Annotated in this window: 16 protein-coding genes; 5 read left to right on the top strand and 11 right to left on the bottom strand. The window is 73.6% G+C overall.

The genetic code is table 11. The features are described 5' to 3' along the window. Positions 1-43: 43 nt before the first annotated feature. A complete protein-coding gene (locus tag ACFXMG_RS38575; protein WP_383830826.1) occupies positions 44-3,025 on the bottom strand; it encodes an NACHT domain-containing protein in 2,982 nt (993 codons plus the stop codon). A 475-nt stretch (positions 3,026-3,500) separates the two neighbouring features. Here ACFXMG_RS38575 and ACFXMG_RS38580 point away from each other — a divergent pair, with 475 nt between their 5' ends. Beyond that, a complete protein-coding gene (locus ACFXMG_RS38580; protein ID WP_383830828.1) occupies positions 3,501-4,235 on the top strand; it encodes a M23 family metallopeptidase in 735 nt (244 codons plus the stop codon). Positions 4,236-4,246: 11 nt separating this feature from the next. Here the strand turns inward: ACFXMG_RS38580 and ACFXMG_RS38585 are convergent, their stop codons facing one another. Next, the gene (locus ACFXMG_RS38585; RefSeq protein WP_383830831.1) at positions 4,247-4,804 is read right to left on the bottom strand and encodes a TetR/AcrR family transcriptional regulator; all 558 of its coding nucleotides are present in this window, start codon (positions 4,802-4,804) and stop codon (positions 4,247-4,249) included. Between the two features lie 106 nt (positions 4,805-4,910). Here ACFXMG_RS38585 and ACFXMG_RS38590 point away from each other — a divergent pair, with 106 nt between their 5' ends. Continuing rightward, positions 4,911-6,485: an MDR family MFS transporter gene (locus ACFXMG_RS38590; RefSeq protein WP_383830834.1), complete on the top strand. Its 1,575-nt coding sequence runs from the start codon at positions 4,911-4,913 to the stop codon at positions 6,483-6,485. 79 nt (positions 6,486-6,564) lie between these two features. Here ACFXMG_RS38590 and cseC read toward each other — a convergent pair whose 3' ends face one another. From cseC to ACFXMG_RS38620, 6 genes are all read right to left on the bottom strand, one after another. Then, positions 6,565-7,881 carry a two-component system sensor histidine kinase CseC gene (gene cseC, locus ACFXMG_RS38595; protein ID WP_383829840.1) on the bottom strand — a complete coding sequence of 439 codons (1,317 nt, stop codon included), beginning with the start codon at positions 7,879-7,881 and terminating at the stop codon, positions 6,565-6,567. A gap of 3 nt (positions 7,882-7,884) precedes the next feature. Next, positions 7,885-8,595, bottom strand: coding sequence for a two-component system response regulator CseB (cseB, locus tag ACFXMG_RS38600; protein ID WP_383829837.1), 711 nt, complete (start codon positions 8,593-8,595; stop codon positions 7,885-7,887). A 45-nt stretch (positions 8,596-8,640) separates the two neighbouring features. Further along, on the bottom strand, positions 8,641-9,318 hold the full coding sequence (locus ACFXMG_RS38605) for a hypothetical protein (RefSeq protein ID WP_383829843.1): 678 nt from the start codon (positions 9,316-9,318) through the stop codon (positions 8,641-8,643). A 953-nt stretch (positions 9,319-10,271) separates the two neighbouring features. Beyond that, a complete protein-coding gene (locus tag ACFXMG_RS38610; RefSeq protein WP_383829834.1) occupies positions 10,272-10,868 on the bottom strand; it encodes a SigE family RNA polymerase sigma factor in 597 nt (198 codons plus the stop codon). 154 nt (positions 10,869-11,022) lie between these two features. Next, complete coding sequence (locus tag ACFXMG_RS38615) at positions 11,023-11,943, bottom strand: A/G-specific adenine glycosylase (RefSeq protein ID WP_383829831.1); 921 nt, start codon at positions 11,941-11,943, stop codon at positions 11,023-11,025. Positions 11,944-12,216: 273 nt separating this feature from the next. Continuing rightward, positions 12,217-12,894 (bottom strand): phosphatase PAP2 family protein, encoded by a 678-nt coding sequence (locus tag ACFXMG_RS38620; RefSeq protein WP_383829828.1) that lies wholly within the window; start codon positions 12,892-12,894, stop codon positions 12,217-12,219. A gap of 215 nt (positions 12,895-13,109) precedes the next feature. On the opposite strand from ACFXMG_RS38620, the gene ACFXMG_RS38625 reads away from it, so the two are divergent. Next, positions 13,110-14,021, top strand: a complete 912-nt coding sequence (locus ACFXMG_RS38625) for a hypothetical protein (RefSeq protein ID WP_383829825.1) — start codon at positions 13,110-13,112, stop codon at positions 14,019-14,021. Between the two features lie 58 nt (positions 14,022-14,079). Here the strand turns inward: ACFXMG_RS38625 and disA are convergent, their stop codons facing one another. Continuing rightward, the gene (gene disA, locus ACFXMG_RS38630; RefSeq protein WP_383829822.1) at positions 14,080-15,204 is read right to left on the bottom strand and encodes a DNA integrity scanning diadenylate cyclase DisA; all 1,125 of its coding nucleotides are present in this window, start codon (positions 15,202-15,204) and stop codon (positions 14,080-14,082) included. Positions 15,205-15,646: 442 nt separating this feature from the next. Beyond that, positions 15,647-17,071, bottom strand: a complete 1,425-nt coding sequence (gene radA, locus ACFXMG_RS38635; RefSeq protein WP_383829819.1) for a DNA repair protein RadA — start codon at positions 17,069-17,071, stop codon at positions 15,647-15,649. 217 nt (positions 17,072-17,288) lie between these two features. Between radA and ACFXMG_RS38640 the strand changes: the two genes are divergently transcribed. Continuing rightward, positions 17,289-19,136: a hypothetical protein gene (locus ACFXMG_RS38640; RefSeq protein WP_383829816.1), complete on the top strand. Its 1,848-nt coding sequence runs from the start codon at positions 17,289-17,291 to the stop codon at positions 19,134-19,136. Positions 19,137-19,158: 22 nt separating this feature from the next. Here the strand turns inward: ACFXMG_RS38640 and ACFXMG_RS38645 are convergent, their stop codons facing one another. Beyond that, a complete protein-coding gene (locus ACFXMG_RS38645; RefSeq protein ID WP_383829813.1) occupies positions 19,159-20,088 on the bottom strand; it encodes a hypothetical protein in 930 nt (309 codons plus the stop codon). 41 nt (positions 20,089-20,129) lie between these two features. Between ACFXMG_RS38645 and ACFXMG_RS38650 the strand changes: the two genes are divergently transcribed. Beyond that, positions 20,130-21,074 (top strand): Ppx/GppA family phosphatase, encoded by a 945-nt coding sequence (locus tag ACFXMG_RS38650; protein ID WP_383829810.1) that lies wholly within the window; start codon positions 20,130-20,132, stop codon positions 21,072-21,074. Positions 21,075-21,109 lie beyond the last annotated feature (35 nt).

Raw genomic sequence — 21,109 nt, forward strand, 5'->3', positions numbered from 1 at the left:
CGAAGACCCACCATCGGTTCCGGGGCCGCCCCTTTTCCTGTGCTCAGGAGTACGCCTGGACGGGGACCCGGACGTGCTCGGTGCCGGTCAGCCGGAGGCCGCTGCCTAGGACGCGAATCATCTTCAGCTTGGTGAGCTTCGAGGCGGCGGAGACGTCGAGGGATTCGGCCAGGCGGGCGCTGAGAACGAGTGCCTGAACGTCGGGGAACACCTCCGGCAGCCGCTCCAGGGAGGCGTCGCCCCCTGACACGAGACAGTGCAGCCCCTGGACGCCGGCCAGCACGATGTCCGCCGGGCAGTGGTCCAGCCACTCGGCGTTGATCATCAGCGTCCGGAGCGGGGGCAGAGCGGACACGTGGTGCCAGTAGTCGGGTGGGATCCGGCCGTCGGCGGGCAGAACGAGGTCGGTCAGCCCGGAGTAGCGAGCCAGTCCCGAGAGGCCGTCCACCGGCCAGACGGGCGCGGTCAGACGCCTCAGCGGTGCGCGGGCGGGGAGGTCGGCGACCCGCCATCGCGTGACCTGGCGCAGCCGGAGGTGTTCCAGGCGGCTGAGCGCGCCCATGGGGGGCACCTCTCCGCTCAGTTCCAGCTCGCGCGGGTCGCAGCGGGCCAGCAGCGCGGTCGTCCGCTCGGCCGGGACGGAGCCGCCGATCTCCAGGCGCTCCGGCGCGAGCCCGAGGCGCAGCAGTTCCGCCGCCCGCTCGTCGTCGGCGGCCTGGTAGCGCAGCTCGGCCGGGTCGAGGCGGGCGATGACGTCCTCCCCGTACGTGCGCGCGTCGAAGCGGTGCCAGGCCCAGACGAGCTGGGCCCTCACGATGAGCGAGGGGTGGCCGGCGTAGCGGGCGAGGAAGGGGACGGCCGCGTCGGAGACGATGTGGCTGGCCGCCGTCACGACCAGGTGCGCCGTGCTCTCGTCCAGGCCCTCCGGTCCCGGCAGCAGGTCCAGGACCATCCGGCCCACCGAGGCCAGCTCCCGGGCCTCGTCCGAGGTGCGGGGCGGGACGACCTCCTCCGTGCGCCGCAGGATCTCCTCCCGTACCGCCGCGGGGACCTCGGTCGCGTGGCCGAGGGCCGTCGCCGCCAGCAGGACGAGCCGCGTCCGGGTCGGGCGGTCCTCCGCCGCGTCCGCCGCGCCGAGCAGTTCGCGCAGGATCTCCGCGGCCTCGCGGGGGCGGGCGTGGCCGACGGCCATGCGGAGGACGTCCTCCCAGCGGTCGTCGGTGGCGTGGCGGACGAGGACGCCGATGTCCCAGTGGTCCACCAGGGCCTTGGCCGCGAGGTAGTCCTGGAAGGTGCGGTGGACGAAGCCGACGGTGTCGGCGGTGGGCTCGCGCAGCAGGCCGCTCCGGTGGAGGAGATGGGTGAAGACCTGGTCCGGCGGGCAGTCCGTGAGGCCCATCGCCGGGAGGGCCTCCGCGATCAGGGACTCCGCGCGGGCGCGGTCCATCACGAGGCGGTCGTTGAGCGTGAGCCAGTACGCGAGGCGCTGGATCAGCTGGATCTGGGGGGCCTCGTCCAGGTCGACGCCGTAGGGGGCGCGCATGCCCCGTTCGCGGTCGCGGCGGGAGAGGAGCATCGAGAGCGCGGCCTCGTAGAGGGGCTTGCGGCCCCGGGGGAGGTAGCCGCGGCGGTCGCGGTGGAGGGCGCAGATCAGGCCGCACATGAGGGGGTTGGTGGCCAGCCGGGCCACGTGTTCCGTCGTACGCAGGGAGTCCAGGAGCTGCTGTTCGTACGGGCCCGCCGACGGGCCGGCGGCGCGGTGCCAGCGGCGGACGAAGGTGGCGACCTCGGCGGGCGCCATGGGGGAGAGGGTCAGTTCGGCGAAGCCGTCGCGGGCCAGCCAGTCGTCGCGGACGGCGGTGGGGCGGGAGGTGACGAGCCAGCGGTTGCCGCCCCCGTACGCGGCGAGCAGCCCGCGCAGCCAGTCGCGGGCCCGGCCGCGCTCGGAGGAGGGGATCTCGTCGATGCCGTCGACGAGGACGAGGCCCCGGCCGGCGGCGAGGACGCGGTCGGCCCAGCCGTCGGGCGGGGTGAGCGGGCAGTCGGCGGCGGAGAGGAAGCGTTCCGCGTCGGGGAGCCGTTCGCCGTGGCGGGTGAGGGTGCGCAGGGGGAGGACGAAGGGGATGCGGCCGTGGAGGTAGCCCATGCCGTCCGCCGGGGGTGTCGCGCAGGCGGAGACCGTCAGCCACTGGACGAGGGTGGTCTTGCCCGAGCCGGCGAGGCCCCGGAGCAGCACCCTGTCGTGGGCGGCGAGGGCGAGGTCGGCGCGGAGGGACACGTACTCCTGGTGGTCGGGGTGGGAGCCCCGGGCCTCGGCGGCCGCCTCCAGGGACAGGTAGGCCACGTCGAGCGGCCAGTCCTCCTCGGAGTCGTGGAGCTCGATGCCGTAGATGGTGAGGTGGCCGTGCTGCCCGGCGAGGTGGGCGAGGTAGCGGCGTTCGAAGGCCGCGTCCTCGGCGAGGGGGCCCGGGTGGGCGGCCGCCATCGCGTCGACCTTGGCGGCGAGCGCCGCCTGGCCGCGGGTCTGCTCGACCAGGGTGCGGGCGACGAAGGAGGGGCGGCGGGTGAAGAACTCCAGGATGTGGCGGCAGGCCCACTCGGTGGCGGCCTCCAGGTAGTGGACGGAGTCCGTGGAGAGGCCGTCGGGGGCGGGCGCGGCGGCGCGCAGGCGCCGGGCGAGGGCCTGGTGGCCGAGGTGGACGGCCTGGACGTCGTCCATGTCGAGGTCGCCGAGGGCCAGCAGGTTCGCGGCGAGGGCGTCGGTGACGGCCTCGGTCTCGTCGGCGGGGAAGGGCGCCTCGCCGGGGCCCTCGCAGGTCCGGGCCACCAGCGTGGCGGCCAGTTTCCGGACGTCCTTCTCGGTGAGGGTGCGTTTCTCGCCGCGGAAGGAGAGGAGGGCGGCGAGCCGGACGGGGCGGTCCGCGCCGGTGAGGCCCGCCCCGGGGCCGTCTCCGGCCAGCAGTTTCCGCAGCAGCGGGCCGATCGCGGCCGACGCGAGCCGCGTGGTGATGAGTGCAGGTTCCATGTCCGTCCCCCCGAGCGTCCCTGATGCGGGAAGCGTAGTGCGGGACGCCCTTCCGGCGGCTCCGGTTGCGTGACCCAGGTCGCAATGGCAGGGCCCGCGCGGTGACAAGCGGCACAGGGGTTTCTAGGGGTACTAGTCGGGATCGTAGTGTGGATAAGGGGCGAATCGGGACGTTCAGGCGTCAACTACCGGGACCAAGGTCCCAAGTGGCCCGAATCGGGCGTGGCGCCGCCTTTCGGGCCTTTCCCGGCCTCGTCGACATGGGGCTAAACCCAGAATCTTGGGTTGATATGTCCGATTTCAAGGACGAGTTCCGGGGGTGTCAAGAGCCGTATTCCTGGGGAGATCGCTACGACCTCGTGTCGTAGATGGGGTGTTTTGGGATGACCTGGGTGGCGGGTTACCAAGGAACGGCCAGCCCGGCGCAACGCACCGATCGCGTCGGGTCCCGTTCTGTCCGGAGGTCTTCCCCCGTATGTCGAAGCGCGTCATGAACCCCGCCGTCCGCATCACCGCCGTCACCCTCGCCACCGCGGGTCTGGGAGCGTCGCTGGTGGCCGGAGCCGGGTCCGCCTTCGCCGCCGAGAGCAAGGTCGCCCCGGTCGCCGGTACCGCGGCCGCCGCGGTCAAGGCGCAGGCCGAGACCCAGGCCAAGGTCGCCGCCCAGGTGAAGGCCGGCCAGGTCAAGGCCGCCAAGGCCAAGGCCGCGAAGGCGAAGGCCGTCCAGGCCGCCCAGGTGAAGGCCGCGGCCAAGAAGGCCGCCGCCAAGCCCGCCGCCGCGAAGAAGGCCAAGGGCTGGGTCAAGCCGGTCACCTCGTACTCCCTCAGCGCCAGCTACAACCAGGGCGGCGCCATGTGGGCCCACAAGCACTCCGGCCAGGACTTCGCCGTCCCGGTCGGCACCACGGTCAAGGCCGCCGGCGCCGGCACCGTCGTGAAGGCCGGCCCGAACGGCGGCGGCGACGGCCCCGCGTACGGCAACGCCATCGTGGTGAAGCACGCCAACGGCACGTACTCGCAGTACGCCCACCTGTCGAAGATCAAGGTCCACATCGGCCAGAAGGTCGCCGCCGGCCAGAAGATCGCCCTCTCGGGCAACACCGGCAACTCCTCCGGCCCGCACCTGCACTTCGAGATCCGTACGACCCCGAACTACGGCTCGGCCATCAACCCGGCCGCGTTCCTGCGGACCCACGGCGTCTCCATCTGACGCCTGACGGTCTACCGGCCCCGATGGGCCTGACCGATCAGATCGAGGGCGACCTCGAGGACGGCCTCGTGCTGCTCCTCGGGGTCGCCCTCGACGTTCTGCATGAAGAACGTGCCCGCGTGCAGGGTGAAGATCGCGCTGACGGAGCGGACCCGGTCCTTCACCGGCGCGTCGGGCTCCTGGATGAACTCGTTGAGTTCGAGGAACCGCTCCTTGAAGGTGAGGCCGATGCTCAGGTCGCGCACGCTCGCCTGGTTCTCGTGCATGAAGCGGAACAGGGGGGCGGCGGCGAGCAGCGCCTTCTGGTAGCGGCGCAGGATCTCCTGCTTGGTCTCCAGGGTGCGCGGCTGTCCGGCCGCCCAGGCGAGCAGCTCGTCCATCGGGCGCGTCAGGTCCTGGAAGATCCCGATGATGATGTCTTCCTTGGTCTTGAAGTGGTAGTAGAGCGCCGCCTTCGTGACGTCGAGCCGTTCCGCGATCTCCCGGAGCGAGGTCTTCTCGTAGCCCTGTTCGGCGAAGAGTTCGAGAGCCACGTCCTGGATGCGCTGGCGGGTGTTGCCTCGGGCCATGGCTGTTCACTCCCACTTTCCACAAAACTTACTTGACGACCGGCAAGTGACAGGCTTACCTTCCCCAGTGTAGTAACTAGCCGGGCGGCAAGTAAGGGGATTGGTCATGGCGGACACGACACCATCGAAACAGGTGGAGGAGGGGCAGAAGTCGCAGCGCAGCGTGCGCGTCGTCCTCCTCGCCCTCATGATCGCGATGCTCCTCGCGATGCTGGACAACATGATCATCGGCACCGCGATGCCGACGATCGTCGGCGAGCTCGGCGGTCTGGAGCACCTCTCCTGGGTCGTCACCGCCTACACCCTGGCCACCGCCGCTTCCACCCCCATCTGGGGCAAGCTCGGCGACATGTACGGCCGCAAGGGCGTCTTCCTCACCTCGATCGTGATCTTCCTGATCGGCTCGGCGCTCAGCGGCATGGCCCAGGACATGGGCCAGCTCATCGGCTTCCGCACCGTCCAGGGCCTCGGCGCCGGCGGTCTCATGGTCGGCGTGATGGCGATCATCGGCGACCTGATCCCGCCCCGGGAGCGGGGCAAGTACCAGGGCATGATGGCCGGCGTGATGGCCCTCGCCATGATCGGCGGCCCGCTCGTCGGCGGCACCATCACCGACCACTGGGGCTGGCGCTGGTCCTTCTACATCAACCTGCCGCTGGGCGCCGTCGCGCTCGCCATGGTCACCGCCGTCCTCCACCTGCCGAAGAAGCGGCGGGCGGGCACCCGGATCGACTTCCTCGGCGCCGGACTGCTGACCGTCGGCATCACCGCGATCGTCCTCGTCACCACCTGGGGCGGCACGGAGTACGCCTGGGGCTCGGCCACCATCGTCGGCCTCACCGTCACCGGCCTCGCCTCGCTCGCCGCCTTCCTGTACGTGGAGACCCGCGCGAGCGACCCGATCGTGCCGCTGCACATCTTCCGCAGCCGCAACTTCACCGTCATGTCGCTGATCGGCTTCATCACCGGCTTCGTCATGTTCGGCGCGGTCCTCTACCTGCCGATCTTCCAGCAGTCCGTCCAGGGCGCCTCGGCCACCAACTCCGGCCTGCTGCTCCTGCCGATGCTGCTGTCGATGATGGTCGTCTCGCTGGTCGTCGGCCGCGTCACCACCAACACCGGCAAGTACAAGGTCTTCCCCATCGCGGGCGGCGCCCTGATGATCGCCGGCCTCTTCCTGCTCTCCACGATGGATACCGGCACGACCCGTCTGGTCTCCGGGGTCTACATGGCACTGCTCGGCGCCGGCATGGGCTTCCTCATGCAGATCACCATGCTCGTCGCGCAGAACAGCGTCGAGATGAAGGACATGGGCGTGGCCTCCAGCTCCACCACCCTCTTCCGGACCCTCGGCTCCTCCTTCGGCGTCGCCATCATGGGCGCGCTCTTCACGAGCCGGGTCCAGGACGAGATGGCCGCCGGCGGCGGCTCCGCCCTCACCGAGCGGACCGCCCAGCTCGACGCCGCGAGCCTGGCCAAGCTGCCGGAGGCGCTGCGCGAGGCGTACCAGCACGCGGTCGCCGCCGGCACCCACTCCGCCTTCCTCCTCGGCTCGGCGGTCGCGGTCCTCGGCTTCGCCCTCGCCTTCCTCGTCAAGGAGGTCGCGCTGCGCGGTGCCGGCCCCGCGCCGGCGGAGAAGCCCGCCGACGAGGGCTCCGCGAAGGTCGCCGAGACGGTCTGACCCCGTCCGCACACGCGCGTGGGGCCCGGTTTCCAGGAAACCGGGCCCCACGCGCGCGTGCATGTGTGTGCGTGAGCGCCTACTCCGGCAGCCGCAGGATCGGGAAGCTCCCCGTGTTCGTCGGCGCGTGGTCCGGCAGCCACAGCACCGCGACCGCCCCGCCGACCCCCTCCGGCGCGGCCTCCGAGGCCACGTTGCGGAAGGTCAGCCGGGCGCCGAGGACCCGCGCCTGACCGGCCGCGATCGTCAGGCCCAGGCCATGCCCCTGGCCCGCGCGGTCGCTCGTGCCCGTACGGAAGCGGCTCGGGCCCTCGTGGAGCAGCGCCTCGGGGAAGCCGGAGCCGTGGTCCCGTACCCGTACCACCCGGCCCTCGACGGTGACCTCCACCGGGCCCTTGCCGTGCTTGACCGCGTTCGCCAGCAGATTGCCGAGGATCCGCTCCAGACGGCGCGGGTCGGTCGACACCCAGGACTCGTGCACCACCCGGATCTCCGCGTCCGGGAACATCGACCGCACCCGCCGCTCCACGAACTCGCCCAGCGCGATCTCCTGGAGCTCCGCCCGCTCCGAGGCCCCGTCGAGCCGGGCCACCTCAAGCACGTCCTCGACCAGCGTCCGCATCGCCTGCGCCCGGTCCCGTACGAGCTCGGTCGGACGGCCCGGCGGCAGCAGCTCGGCAGCCGTGAGCAGCCCGGTCACCGGGGTCCGCAGCTCGTGCGCGATGTCCGCGGTGACCCGCCGCTCGGCCTCGATCCGCTCGTTCAGCGCGTCGGTCAGCGAGTCGATCGCCCACGCCAGGTCGTCCGTCTCGTCCCGTACGACTCCGCCGACGGCGTCCCGGACCCGCACGTCGCCGTTGCCCTGGGCGACCCGCCCGGCCGCCGCGGCGGCCTTCCGCAGCCGCCGGGAGAGCTGCCCGCCGACGAGGATGCCGAGCGCGCAGCCGCCGAACACCACCGACACCGAGCCGATGACCAGCGCCCGGTCGAGGTCCTTCATGATCGTGGCGCTGCGGTCGGCGAAGGGGATGTGCAGCGAGAGCACGTCGCCGTTGGCCAGCGGCACCGCCGCCCACACGTCCGGCGGCCCGCCGTGCCGGTGCTCCTGCACGTACGTGCCCCGCCGCTGGTCGCGCATCAGCTGGTCGAGCTGGTCCGGCAGCGCCGGGTCGTTGAGCTTGGAGCCGAAGCGCGGCTCCTTCGGCTTGGAGGTCTCGTACAGGCGCTGGGCGAAGAGCAGCCGCTCCATCTGGACCTCGCGCGCGTTGTCGAGCATCGAGATGCGGGCGGCGTTGTGCACGACCACGCTGAGCGTGACCGCGATGAGCGCGCCGACGGCCGCGATGGCCAGGGCGATCTTCCAGCGGACGCCGGTGCGGAGCGGGAGCGCTCTCACCGATCAGCCCCTGAGCTTGTAGCCGAAGCCGCGGACCGTCTCGATCCGGTCCTGGCCGATCTTGGCCCGCAGCCGCTGCACGTGCACGTCGACGACCCGGGTGTCGCCGCCCCAGCCGTAGTCCCAGACCCGCTCCAGGAGCTTGTCGCGGGAGAGCACGGTGTTCGGCGCGGACGAGAACTCCAGGAGCAGCCGCATCTCGGTCGGCGTCAGCGCCACCGGCTCGCCGCCCCTGCGCACCTCCATGCCCTCGGTGTCGACCTCCAGGTCGCCGTCTCCGAAGACGAGCGGCCCGCCGTCCCCGGCCCGCTCCTCGCCCTCGGCGCCCGCCCCGCTGCCGGCCGCGTGGCCGAAGCGGCGCAGCACGGCCCGGATGCGGGCCATCAGCACGGAGCCGTCGAAGGGCTTGGTCACGTAGTCGTCCGCCCCGGCCTCCAGGCCGAGGACGACGTCGATGGAGTCGGCGCGCGCCGACAGCATGATCACCGGGACGGTCGACTCGTCGCGGATGCGGCGGCAGAGGCTGACCCCGTCCATGCCCGGCAGCATGACGTCGAGCAGCGCGATGTCCGGCCGGTGCGCGCGGAAGGCGTCGAGGCCGGAGAGCCCGTCGGGCATCGCGGTGACGCGGAAGCCGTCCCGCTCCAGGGCGAGCTGGGTGGCCTCACGGATGACGTCGTCGTCCTCGACGAACAGGACATGGGTCTCGGCCATCGTGCGGGTCCTTCGGTGGTGGGGGGTGTCTCGGAAGCGGGGGTCTCAGCCGGTGGCGGACTTGCTGGGCGCGGGCGCCGGCTCGGGCTCCGGCAGCTCGCTCGTCCCGTCGCCCTCGCCGACGGCCCGGCTGTAGTCGTTGTGCACCCAGTCGTGCTGGGTGAACCTGGTCCCCGCCCAGCGGTACGTGATCACGTCCTCGCCCGACGGGTACGCGACCGGGTCCCCCTCCGCGTACACCTGCTTCGTCACGATCAGGTCGCCGCGGTCGATCGTGCCGTAGACCGCCGCGTCCTCGGCCATGAAGACGTTCTCGTAGCCGTTCGCGGTGGCGGTGCCGGGGCTGGCGCTGCCGTTGAGCTGCTTGCGGTACACGTACGTGCCGATGCCGACCGCGTCGCCGCAGGTCATCACGTTGACGACGACGTCGGGCGAGGTGCCGCTGGTCAGATTCCCGTACGAGGTGTCCACCGGGTACGCGTCGGCCACGCAGGGCTTCAGGTCGTCCTTCACCCGCTCCCCGATCTTCGGATCCCCCTTGAGCAGCGCGATCGGATCCACCCGCTCGGCCGCCTTCTCCGACCCCGAGTCCGCCGCGGCGGCAGGAGGCGTAGGCGCGGCGGCGGCCGTAGCGTCGGCCCGAGCGGCCCCCTCGTCCCGCGAACCGGTGCCCCCCGTAGAACAAGCCGCCACGAACAACCCGACGGCAGCAAGCCCGGCCATGGCGGTGACGCCGGCAGCCTTGGGGCCGATGGATCGGTTGGCGGAGGGCTTGCGGCTGAGGGGGCTGTCGTTGACGGGCCTGGCGTTGACGGGCTTGCCGTCGATCGGCGCGCCGCCGAAGGGCCTGCCGTCGATGGGCTTGCCGCCGAGGGGCCTGCCGTCGACTGGCTTGCCGTCGAAGGGCCTGCCGCCGAACGGCCTGGGGCCGATCGACCGGGGGCCTGCCGGCCCGGGGCCGGTGGCCTCCGGCCCGATTGACCTGCCGCCGAACGGCCGGCGGCCTGCCGGCCTGGGGCCGGATGCCTCGGGCCCCATCGCGTCGCGGCCGAACGGCCTGGGGCCGATCGGACCGGGATCGGTCGGACCGGGGCCGGTCGCCTGGGGGTCGGTCAGCCTGCGATCCGTCGGCCTGGGCGGAGTCGCCTTGGGATGGATCGGCCTGGGGCCGGATGCCTGGGGGTCGGTCAGCCCGGGACCCGTCGGCCTGAGGCCGGACGCCTCGGGACCGATCGGCTCGGGACCGGACGCCTCGGGTCCGATCGGCTCGGCACCGATCGGCTCGGGGCCGTACGCCTCGCGGCCGATCAGTCTGGGACTGATCGGCCTGGGAGCGGTCGCCTTCGGGCCGAACGGCCTGCGACCGAACGACCTGGGGCTCAACCGCCTGGGAGTGAACCGCCTGGGGCCGGTCGGCCCGGGAGCGGTCGGCTCGGAGTCGGTCGGCTCGGGATCGGTCGCCTGGGGGTCGACCGCCTCGGGGCCGACCGGCTCGGGGGTGGTCGCTCGCGGAGTGCCGTCGGCGAGTTCGCCGCCGGTCCTGGCGCCGGCTCCGGCAGCTCCGTCGGGTCCGGCAGCTCCGCCGGCTTCGGCTGCTCCGTCGGGTCCGGCAGCTGCGCCGGCTTCGGCAGATGGGCCGGGTTCGTCGGCTCTGCCGTCGTCGTCGACGTCGTCGTCTAGGCCGCGCACCGCTCGCGTCCTCCCTCGTCACCTCGCACGGCCGCCGTGGCCGACCGCTGTCCACCGGTCCGCTCCCCGGGCCGCCCCAGGGCGAGGGCGTTCAGATCGCGGCTCTCCAGCTCCTGGCGGAGCCGGGCGAGCGCGCGGTGGAGCGTCGACTTCACCGTACCGGTCGACATGCCCAGCGCCGCCGCCGTCTCCTCCGTGCTCATCTGCTCCCAGTGCCGCAGCACCACGACACTGCGCTGCTTGGGCGCCAGCACCCTCAGGATGTCCATGAGCAGGGCCCGGTCGGCGTGCTGCTCGGTCGGGTCCTCGACGCTCGCGTCCGGAAGCTGCTCGGTGGGCACCTCCTCCAGCCGGCGCGCCCGCCACCACTCCGTCCGCGTGTTGATCATGACCCGGCGCAGGTACGCGTCCGCCAGCGACTTGTCCGCGATCCCGTCCCACCGGCCGTACGTACGGACCAGAGCGGTCTGCAACAGGTCCTGCGCGTCGACCGGATCCGGGACGAGGCGGCGGGCGCTGCGCAGCAACGCGTCCTGCCGCGTGCGGACGTACTCCTCGAAGTCGAGCACCTCGCCCTGGCTCATCCCAGCCGCCTCCACATCCCCGTGACCTGCTTGTTCTCCGTGTCGATGACGACGCTACGGAGCGGTTGTCACGGGGCTGTGCGGGGCAGCCGTCGGTGGACGCACGGCTACCCATCGGTTGTGTAACAGACGAGATCCGGCCACCCGATCGGGCTCAGGTCAGCGGCAGTCGGTACCGGCCGCCGTCCAGCGGCTCCACCAGGCCGTCCGAGACCAGCCCGTCCAGGGCCCGGCCGCGCTGCACCGGTTCGTCCCAGACGGCGTCGAGCGCGGACTGGGGGACGGGGCCGGGGGAATCGCGGAGCACCGCGAGGAGCCGGCCGCGGACCTGGCGGTCGGTGCCCGCGTACGTCTGGCCGCGGCGGGGCGGGCCGTCGTGGGCCGGCTTGCCGGACGTCAGCCAGGCGCAGCGGTCGGCGATGGGGCAGCGCCCGCAGTCCTCGTTCTTCGCCGTGCAGACCAGCGCGCCCAGCTCCATGGAGGCGGCGGCCCAGCGGGCCGCGGTGCCCTCGTCCTCCGGGAGCAGGGCGCGGGCGAGACGCCGCTCGGCGGCGGTGGTGGCGTTCGGCGGGTACTGGACGCCGGTCGCCGCGCGGGCGAAGACCCGGCGCACGTTGGTGTCGAGGACCGCGTGGCGCTGCCCGTAGGCGAAGGAGGCCACGGCGGCGGCGGTGTACTCGCCGATGCCGGGCAGCGCGAGGAGCTGCCCGTGGTCGCTCGGTACGTCGCCGCGGTGCCGGTCCCTTATCGCCACGGCCGCCGCGTGCAGCCGCAGGGCCCGGCGCGGGTAGCCGAGCCGGCCCCAGGCGCGGACGGCCTCGCCGGGCGGCTCGGCGGCCAGGTCGGCCGGGCGCGGCCAGCGCGCCAGCCACTGCTCGTACACCGGGAGCACCCGGACGACGGGCGTCTGCTGGAGCATGAACTCGCTGACCATGACGCCCCAGGCACCGGCCTCGGGGCGGCGCCAGGGCAGGTCACGTGCGTGCCGGTCGAACCAGGCGAGGACCGGCCCGTGCAGCTCGGCCGGAGCCGCACCGGCGGCGGCCGGAGCCGCACCCGCGAGGTACGTCTCCATAACGCCGGAGTACGGAGCGGTACCGCCGGAGTACGGAGTCGTACGAGCGGCGGCCGATGCCGTACGAGCGGAGGCCGGGGCCGTACCGGTGGCGTCCGGAGCCGTACGAGCAGCGGCCGGGGCCGGGGCCGTACCGACGGCAGCCGGAGTCGTACCGACAGAGGCCGGAGTCGTCCCAACCGCGGCCGGGGGCGTGCCGTTGGGGACGGGCAGGGAGGCGGGGGCATCGATGGAAGTCATGGCACCCCCGATCCTGGCACGTCCGGGGAGTGATCAGTACGCGCCGTGGCGCGCCCGCGAGCGGCGCTCGGGGCGCGTGGAGGCGTGCGCCGGGGTCGCGGGCCCCCGACCCGCGCACCACACGACCGCCGCGCTCCTGCTGGACCGCGCCGTCTCGACGAGCGCCGTCACCGGCCGGCGCGCGGCCCACATGAAGAGGAAGGCGACCAGGCCGCCGAGGATCAGGCCCGCGGTCACGTCGTGCGGATAGTGGACGCCGACGAAGACGCGGGAGAAGGCCATGAGGATCGCCATGGGCACGGTCAGCCAGACGATCCCGCGCCAGGAGAGGGCGAGCGCGATGGCGGCGGCGCCGGCGATGGCGGAGTGGTTGCTGGGGAAGGACCAGTCGCCGTACGCGGGGCAGTCGATGAGCGCGGCGGGCGCCCCGACGACCGCGCGGCACGGGCGTTCCTCGTCGATCAGCGACTTCAGGCCCTCGCTCACCACGTATCCGAAGGCGGTGGCGAGCGGGGCGAGGAGCGCGAGCGTCATCGCCTGGCTCGATCCGGTCCGCGACCGCCACCAGCCTGCCAGGAACAGCGCGCCGAAGAGCAGCAGTCCGAGCTCCGTCCAGACCTCCGCGAGCCACTGGAACCAGTGCGGTGTGGAGTGCGCGAAGTCGAGGATGTCGAGGTAGAGACGGTCGGAGAGGTCGAGGAGGTTGTCCATGGTGCATGACGCTAACCGGAATCGGGGCCGTCGTGCCCTGGGCCAAGGAAGGATCCGACCCCTGACGAAAGTGGGGGATGGGTGCGGAGAGAGGCGATTTCCGGCCGCCGTGGCGAGAGTTCCCGTTCTCGCGGGATGTGATCATCGGCAAAACTTGGTCTCTCGGGCGGCGGGTGGGGCGGGAGTTGGCCGGGTTCTCTCGTAAGGTTCGGGGCGTGGGATCTTTGCGCAATCCGGTCGGGCCGCTTCCCTCCACCATCTACTGGCGACGGAGGGCGGTCGCGCTGTGTCTGATCGCACTTCTCGCCCTGCTCACCCTCTGGGCCGTCACCTCCGGTGACGGGGGCGGGAAGAAGTCGAACGACGCCGCCAACGGCTCGTCCCCCGCGCCCTCCATCACCCCCGGCCCCGCCGGAACCGGCCCGGCCATCAGCCAACAGCCGGGCGGACGCGACGAGTCGGGCGACTCCGGCGACGCGGGAGAGTCCGGTACGGGTGGCGGTTCGGGATCGGGCTCGGGATCGGGATCGGGTTCCGACGCCGGTTCCGGTACGGACGCGGGTACGGGCACGGGTTCGGGCGACGGCTCCGGCTCGGGTTCGGGTTCGGCCGATTCCGGTACGGCCGGGTCCGGTACGGCGGGCAAGAACGGCGACACCGACGGCGCGGGCGGCGACAGCGGTGCCGGGAGCGGAGCCGGACAGCGCGTCCCGGCCGACTCCTCGCTCCCGAACTGCCCCGCCGACTCCCTGGAGTTGGCGCTGCGCAGCGCCAAGCTGACCTACGAGCCCGGCGAGAAGCCCCGGTTCCACCTGGTCCTCAAGAACACCTCGGGCGCCGACTGCAAGGCCGACCTCGGGCCGCGCGCCGCGGTGCTGAAGATCAGCAACCCGCAGAGCGACCGGCTGTGGTCCTCCGACGACTGCCCGCGCCCCGGCGACCCGGTGCTGCTGAAGGTCCCCGCGCGCACCACGATCACCCACACCGTGGAGTGGGACCTCCGGCGCAGCGCCCCGCAGTGCGCCACCGCCCCCGCGGGCGCGGCCGGCCCGGGCAACTACCTGGTCGAGGCGTCCGTGCCCGGAGTGGAGACGGTTGCGGCGCCGTTCGCCCTCGCCAAGGACTGACGGGTCGAGTGACGGGCTGACGGGCGGGCGGACCCCCGCCCGTCAGACGTACCGATGATCAGACGTACCGCTCCAGGATCGACGACTCCGCCAGGCGCGACAGGCCCTCGCGGACGCTGCGGGCCCGGGCCTCGCCGACGCCGTCCACGGTCTGGAGGTCGTCCACGCTCGCCGCGAGCAGCTTCTGGAGCCCGCCGAAGTGCTCCACCAGGCGCTCGATGATCGCGCCGGGCAGGCGCGGCACCTTGGCCAGCAGCCGGTAGCCGCGCGGCGAGACGGCCGAGTCGAGGGTCTCGGGGGAGCCGCTGTAGCCCAGGGCGCGCGCGACGACGGGCAGTTCGAGCAGCTCGGTGTGGGAGAGCGCGTCCAGCTCGGTCAGCGCCTCCGCGACCGTGCGGGAACGCTTCGCCGTCGGCTCCGGCACGTAGTCCCGGATCACCAGCTCCCGCTCCGGCTCCACGCCCGCGATCAGCTCGTCGAGCTGGAGCGACAGGAGCCGTCCGTCGGTGCCGAGCTCGACCACGTACTCCGCGATCTCGGTGGCGATCCGGCGGACCATCTCCAGGCGCTGGGCGACCGCGGTGACGTCCCGGACGGTCACCAGGTCCTCGATCTCCAGGGCGGAGAGCGTGCCGGCCACCTCGTCGAGGCGGAGCTTGTACCGCTCCAGGGTGGCGAGCGCCTGGTTGGCCCGGGACAGGATCGCGGCCGACTCCTCCAGGACCCGCCGCTCGCCGTTCACGTAGAGCGCGATCAGGCGCATCGACTGGGAGACGGAGACGACGGGGAAGTTGCACTGCTTGGAGACCCGGTCCGCGGTGCGGTGGCGGGTGCCGGTCTCCTCGGTGGGGATGGAGGCGTCGGGCACGAGCTGCACACCGGCCCGGTGGATCTTGGAGATGTCCTTGTCGAGGACGATCGCCCCGTCGAGCTTGCACAGCTCGCGCAGGCGGGTCGCGGCGAACTCGACGTCGATCACGAAGCCGCCGGTGCACATCGAGTCGACCGTCTTGTCCATGCCGAGGACGATCAGGCCGCCGGTGTTTCCGCGGAGGATCCGCTCCAGGCCGTCGCGCAGGGCGGTGCCGGGCGCGACCGCGCTCAGCGCCGCGCGCATCAGTGCTTCGTTGCCGGAGCCCGCGCCGGACTTTCCAGGAGCTGCTGCCCCGTCCTTGGCTGCCACTGCACTCCTCCGGCTCGTACGGATGGGCGAGACCAGGGCAAAGTCTAGCGACACCACCCCGCGGCCCTGGGCCGCGCGCCGCTCCAAGGTGCTCCGGACGGGCGCCCGCCGGGCGGCCCGGTCGCGATCCGCCCTACCCGCCAGACCCCCCGCCTACCCCTCCGCCCCTCCACTGGAGTACCCGCGGACTCTCCCGGCAGGCCCGGGACTCCGCCCACCGTCGGCCCCCGGACTCCTCGTGTCGGCCTCAGGACGACGTCCTCCGCCGGCCCCTGGATCCCTTCCGCCGTCAGCCTCGGACTCGTCGTGCCAGCCCGGGACCTCTTCCGGCGTGGGCCTCCGGACTCCTCAAGCCAGCCCCAGGACGACGTCCGCCGCCAGCCCCGGACTCCGCGCGTCAGCCCCCGGACCCCTTCCGCGTCGGCCCCGGCCCCGGCCGCCCTCAGCCCCGGCCCCCTCCGTCCGCCCCCGGCTCCTCCGGGCGGCGGGCGGCGCGTCGGCTCTGCGGCAGGACGCGGAGGGCGTCGCCCATGTCCGCGACCTCCGTCACCTTCATGCCCGCCGGGACCTTTCCGGGGTCCGCCGGGACCAGGGCGTGGGTGAAGCCCAGGCGGTGGGCCTCGGCGAGGCGGCGCTGTACGCCGGTGACCCGCCGGACCTCGCCCGCGAGGCCGACCTCGCCGATCGCGACCAGGTTCTTCGGCAGCGGGGTGTCGCTCGCGGCGGACGCCAGGGCGAGCGCGATGGCCAGGTCGGCGGCGGGCTCGGAGAGCTTCACCCCGCCCACGGTGGCGCTGTAGATGTCCCGCTTGCCCAGCGCGGTGATGCGGCCGCGCTGCTCCAGCACCGCCAGCATCATCGAGACCCGGGAGGTCTCCAGGCCGGAGGTGGTCCGGCGCGGGGACGGGATCTGGGAGTCCACGGTCAGCGCCTGCACCTCGGCGACCAGCGGCCGGCGGCCCTCCAGGGTCACCGTGAGGCAGGTGCCCGGCACGGCCACGTCACGACGGGTCAGGAACAGCCCGGACGGGTCGGCGAGACCCGTGATCCCCTCGTCGTGCAGCTCGAAGCAGCCGACCTCGTCCGTCGCCCCGTACCGGTTCTTCACGCCCCGGACCAGCCGCAGGCGCGCGTGCCGGTCGCCCTCGAAGTGCAGGACGACGTCCACCAGGTGCTCCAGGAGGCGGGGGCCGGCGATCGCCCCGTCCTTCGTCACGTGCCCGACGAGCAGCGTGGACATCCCGCGCTCCTTGGAGGCCCGGATCAGCGCGCCCGCGACCTCGCGGACCTGCGCCATGCCACCCGGGGCGCCGTCGATCTCCGGCGAGGCGACGGTCTGTACCGAGTCCATGATCAGCAGCGAGGGCTTGACCTCGTCCAGATGGCCGAGGACCGCCGACAGGTCGGTCTCGGCCGCCAGGTACAGATGGTCGCTCAGCGCGTTGATCCGGTCCGCGCGGAGCCGGACCTGGCTCGCGGACTCCTCGCCCGTCACGTACAGCGTGCGGTGCGCGTCGCTCGCCGCCTTGGCCGCCACGTCCAGCAGCAGCGTGGACTTGCCGACGCCGGGCTCGCCCGCGAGCAGCACGACCGCGCCGGGCACCAGCCCGCCACCGAGGACCCGGTCCAGCTCGTCGACGCCGGTCGAGCGGGCGGTCGCCTGCCGGACGTCGACCTGGCCGATGGGCAGCGCGGCCGTGGAGACCCGGCCGGCGGCGGTGGTCCGGACGGCGGGCGCGCCGTACTCCTCGACCGTCCCCCACGCCTGGCACTCGGGGCAGCGGCCGAGCCACTTGGCCGTCTGCCAGCCGCACTCCGTGCAGCGGTAGGACGGACGGTCCTTGGTGGATTTCGTACGGGCAGCCATGCCCCACACCGTAGCCGCCGCCACCGACAGCGGACCGCCGCCCGCCCCCGGCCTGTGGACGGACCGACCACGACCTGTGGACAGTCCGCCCCGGCCCGCCGACCACGGCAGCGGAACGCCCCGCTCCTGTCCCCTTTCGAGTGATGGCTTCACCCGTAAGGCTGAGAACAGCGGCTCCGGTATGAAGAGCGCCCCCCGGCGCGCCTACGGTCGCCCAGTGACGAGCAGCAGGCTGGACTCCTCCCGCACCCCGGGCGCCCACCGGGCGCGCCGCGGCCCGCAGCAGGGACCGCGCACGCTCGGCCAGCGACCCCCCGCCCGCTACGAGGCGGCCCTCGACGGGCTCTTCACGTACTGCCTCTCGGTCCTCTGCGATCACGACACGGCCACCGCCGTCCTCGGCGACGTCCTCGCCGCCGCCGAACGGCACCACGGGCGCTGCCCCTCCGACGAGGAGGGCCGCACCGCCTGGCTCTACGCGCTGGCCCGCTGGGCCTGTCTGCGCAGCCTCGGCGAGCAGCGCCGCAGGCGCCAGGGCGCCCACACCGGCCGCCCCGCCGTCACCCCGCCGGGGCCGCCCCCGGTCTCCGCCGAGACCGCCGAGCGCCGCCGCGCCGAGCTGGCCACCCTCGCCTGGCCCGAGGCCGCCGGCACCACCCCCGAGCAACGCGAGGCCCTCGAACTGGCCGTCCGGCACGGCCTCAGCCCGCGCCAGGTCGCCGCCGTCCTCGCCCTCGACCCGCAAGCCGCCCGCCAGCTCCTCGCCACCGCGGGCTGCGAGGTCGAACGCACCAGGGCCGCGCTCGCCGTCGTCTCCACCGGCAACTGCCCCACCGTCGCCCGGCTCCTCACCGGAGACCAGCAGGTGATCCTCTCGCCGGCCCTCCGCGCCGAGCTCGTCCGGCACGTGGACGACTGCCCGGTCTGCCGCCGCACCGCCGAGCGGGTCGGCGCCGGCGCGCCCTGGCCGGGCGGCGGGCCGCGCCCCGTCCAGGACCGCCTGGCGCTCGTCGAGGCCCCCCGGGCCGCCGCCTACATGGCGATGCTGCACGTCCCACGCGCGCGTACGGGTGCCCCCCGCTTCGCCCCGACCGGCTTCCCGATCGACCCCAAGGACCTCGTCGCCCGCCGCGACCGGATGCGGGCCCGCGCGATCACCACCACCGTGGTCGCCGCCGTCGTCGCCGCGCCGGTGCTCGCCCTGTGGACCTCGTACCGGGGCGTCCCGGCGGGCGCGGAGGCCGGCCGGGAGGGCTCCCGGGTCAGCGTCGGCGAGAGCGAGGACGCGTCGGGCGAGGACGGCCGCTCCTACGACGGGTACGAGAACGCGGGCAACGCCCGTGCGACCCCCGCCCCCGGCTTCGCCCCGGAGAACCGTTCCCCCGACGTCTCCGTCGAGGTCGTCACCCCGGCCCGCTCGGCCGGTCCGGCCGACCCCGCGCGCCCCGGCGACCCGGTCCCCGGCTGGATCGGCGTCACCGCCCGCTGCCTCGGCGACGTCACCCTGATCACCCTCAGCGGGGAGGGCGGCACTCCGGTCGACTGGTCGCTGTGGACGGACGCGCCCTGGCTGTACGTGACCCGGTCCTCCGGCACGCTGGCCCCGGGCGCCACCGTCACCGTCGCCGTCCGCGTGGACCGGGCCCGCGAACCGCGCGGCCCCTGGAGCGCCCGCATCGGCGTCGACCCCACCGGGGCGGTGTTGCGGATCAGCGGCCAGGGTCCCGTCGCCCCGATCGACGACCGGGTGATCCCGCCCCCGCCGGTCACCACGGAGCCCACGACCCCGCCGACCGCGCCGCCGCCCACCGGCGTGCCGGTCGACCCGCGGCCGACCGACCCCACGGAGCCCACCGAGCCCACGGAGCCGACGACGCCCCCGCCGACGACGGAGGAACCCACCACCCCGCCGCCGACCACCGAGCCCACCAGCCCGCCCCCGACGACCGAGCCGACGACGCCCCCGCCGACCACGGACCCGCCCCCGACCACGGAGCCGGGCACCACGGAGCCGACCACACCCCCGCCCGCCACGGAGGAACCGACCCCGCAACCCTCCTCCTGAAAGGAGGAGGCAGGGATCGGCCTTAGGGCTTCGGGTCGGCCGGGTGCGGCGCCACCATCGGCAGCGTCGAGGCCAGCCGCGCCTCGCAGAGCCCGACCAGCACGTCGTACGCGTCCTTGCCCATCATCTCGATCAGCTCGGGCCGGTACGAGACGTAGACCGGCTCCCCGCCGCCGTGCGCCGAGGTCGCCGAGGTGCACCACCAGTGCAGGTCGTGCCCGCCCGGGCCCCACCCCCGCCGGTCGTACTCGCCGATCGACACCTGGAGCACGCGCGAGTCGTCCGGCCGGTCGATCCAGTCGTACGTGCGGCGCACCGGCAGCTGCCAGCACACGTCCGGCTTCGTCTCCAGCGGCTCCCGGCCCTCCTTCAGGGCCAGGATGTGCAGCGAGCAGCCCGCGCCGCCCGCGAAGCCCGGCCGGTTCTGGAAGATGCACGAGCCCTTCCAGCGGCGGGTCTGCCGGTCGCCGTCCTCGTCGACCTGAGTCCACCCCGTCTCGCTGCCGACGTCGTGGAATTGCCACAGCTCCGGCGTCAGCTTCGCCACGTGCTCCGCGACCCGCTTCTCGTCGTCCTCGTCGGAGAAGTGGGCGCCCAGAGTGCAGCAGCCGTCCGCAGCCCGGCCCGCCTGGATGCCCTGGCAGCCGCTACCGAAGACACAGGTCCAGCGCGAGGTCAGCCAGGTCAGGTCGCAGCGGAAGACCTGCTCCTCGTCGGCCGGATCCGAGAACTCCACCCACGCGCGCGGGAAGTCGAGCCCCTGCTCGTCGGGCTCCTCGCCCTTGCGCTGCTTCCTCACACCCTTGACGGGCGGCTTCCCGCCGCCCTCCACGTCCCGCGCGTACTTCACGTCCCGCACGTCGTGCGCCACGCGCGCGGCCTCGTCACGCTCGGCACCGTCGCCGCCGGCGGCACTGTCTTTGCCCGGCTTCGCCTTTTTCGTCTTTGGCACAACGCCAAGCGTATGCGGGTGGGCGCAGTAGCGTTTCCGCCATGAGACTCGGAGTCCTCGACGTCGGTTCGAACACTGTGCACCTGCTCGTGGTGGACGCCCACCCCGGCGCCCGCCCGCTGCCCGCCCACTCCCACAAGGCGGACCTGCGGCTCGCCGAGCTCCTCGACGCGCGCGGCGCCATCGCCCCCGGCGGCGTCGAGCGGCTCATCGCGACCGTCAGGGACGCCCTCCACGCGGCCGAGGACAAGGGGTGCGAGGAGGTCCTCCCGTTCGCGACCTCCGCCGTCCGCGAGGCCACCAACGCCGACGAGGTCCTCGCCCGGGTCAAGGACGAGACCGGCGTCGACCTCCAGGTCCTCACCGGCGGGGAGGAGGCCCGGCTCACCTTCCTCGCCGCCCGCCGCTGGTTCGGCTGGTCCGCGGGCAAGCTGCTCCTCCTCGACATCGGCGGCGGCTCCCTGGAGGTCGCGTACGGCATCGACGAGGACCCCGACGCCGCCGTCTCCCTGCCGCTCGGCGCGGGCCGTCTCACGGCGGGCTGGCTGCCCGGCGACCCGCCCGACACGGAGGACGTCAAGGCGCTGCGCCGCCATGTGCGCGCCCAGATCGCCCGTACGGTCGGCGAGTTCAGCCGCTTCGGCCGCCCCGACCACGTCGTCGCCACCTCCAAGACCTTCAAGCAGCTGGCCCGGATCGCCGGCGCGCCCGGCTCTGGCGAGGGCCTGTACGTGGAGCGGCTCCTGACCCGCGCCTCCCTGGAGGAGTGGGTGCCGCGACTCGCCGCCATGTCCGGCGGCGAGCGCGCCGCCCTCCCCGGCGTCTCCGAGGGCCGCGCCGCCCAGCTGCTGGCCGGCGCCCTCGTCGCGGAGGGCGCCATGGACCTCCTCGGCGTCGCCCAGCTGGAGATCTGCCCCTGGGCCCTCCGCGAAGGCGTGATCCTCCGCCGCCTCGACCACCTCCCGGAGCTCGTCGCGGGAGGGTGACGCGGGGGAGGGACCGGGCCCGGCCCGACTCGCGG

This window comes from Streptomyces sp. NPDC059201 (genome assembly GCF_042754585.1).
Lineage (GTDB): Bacteria > Actinomycetota > Actinomycetes > Streptomycetales > Streptomycetaceae > Streptomyces.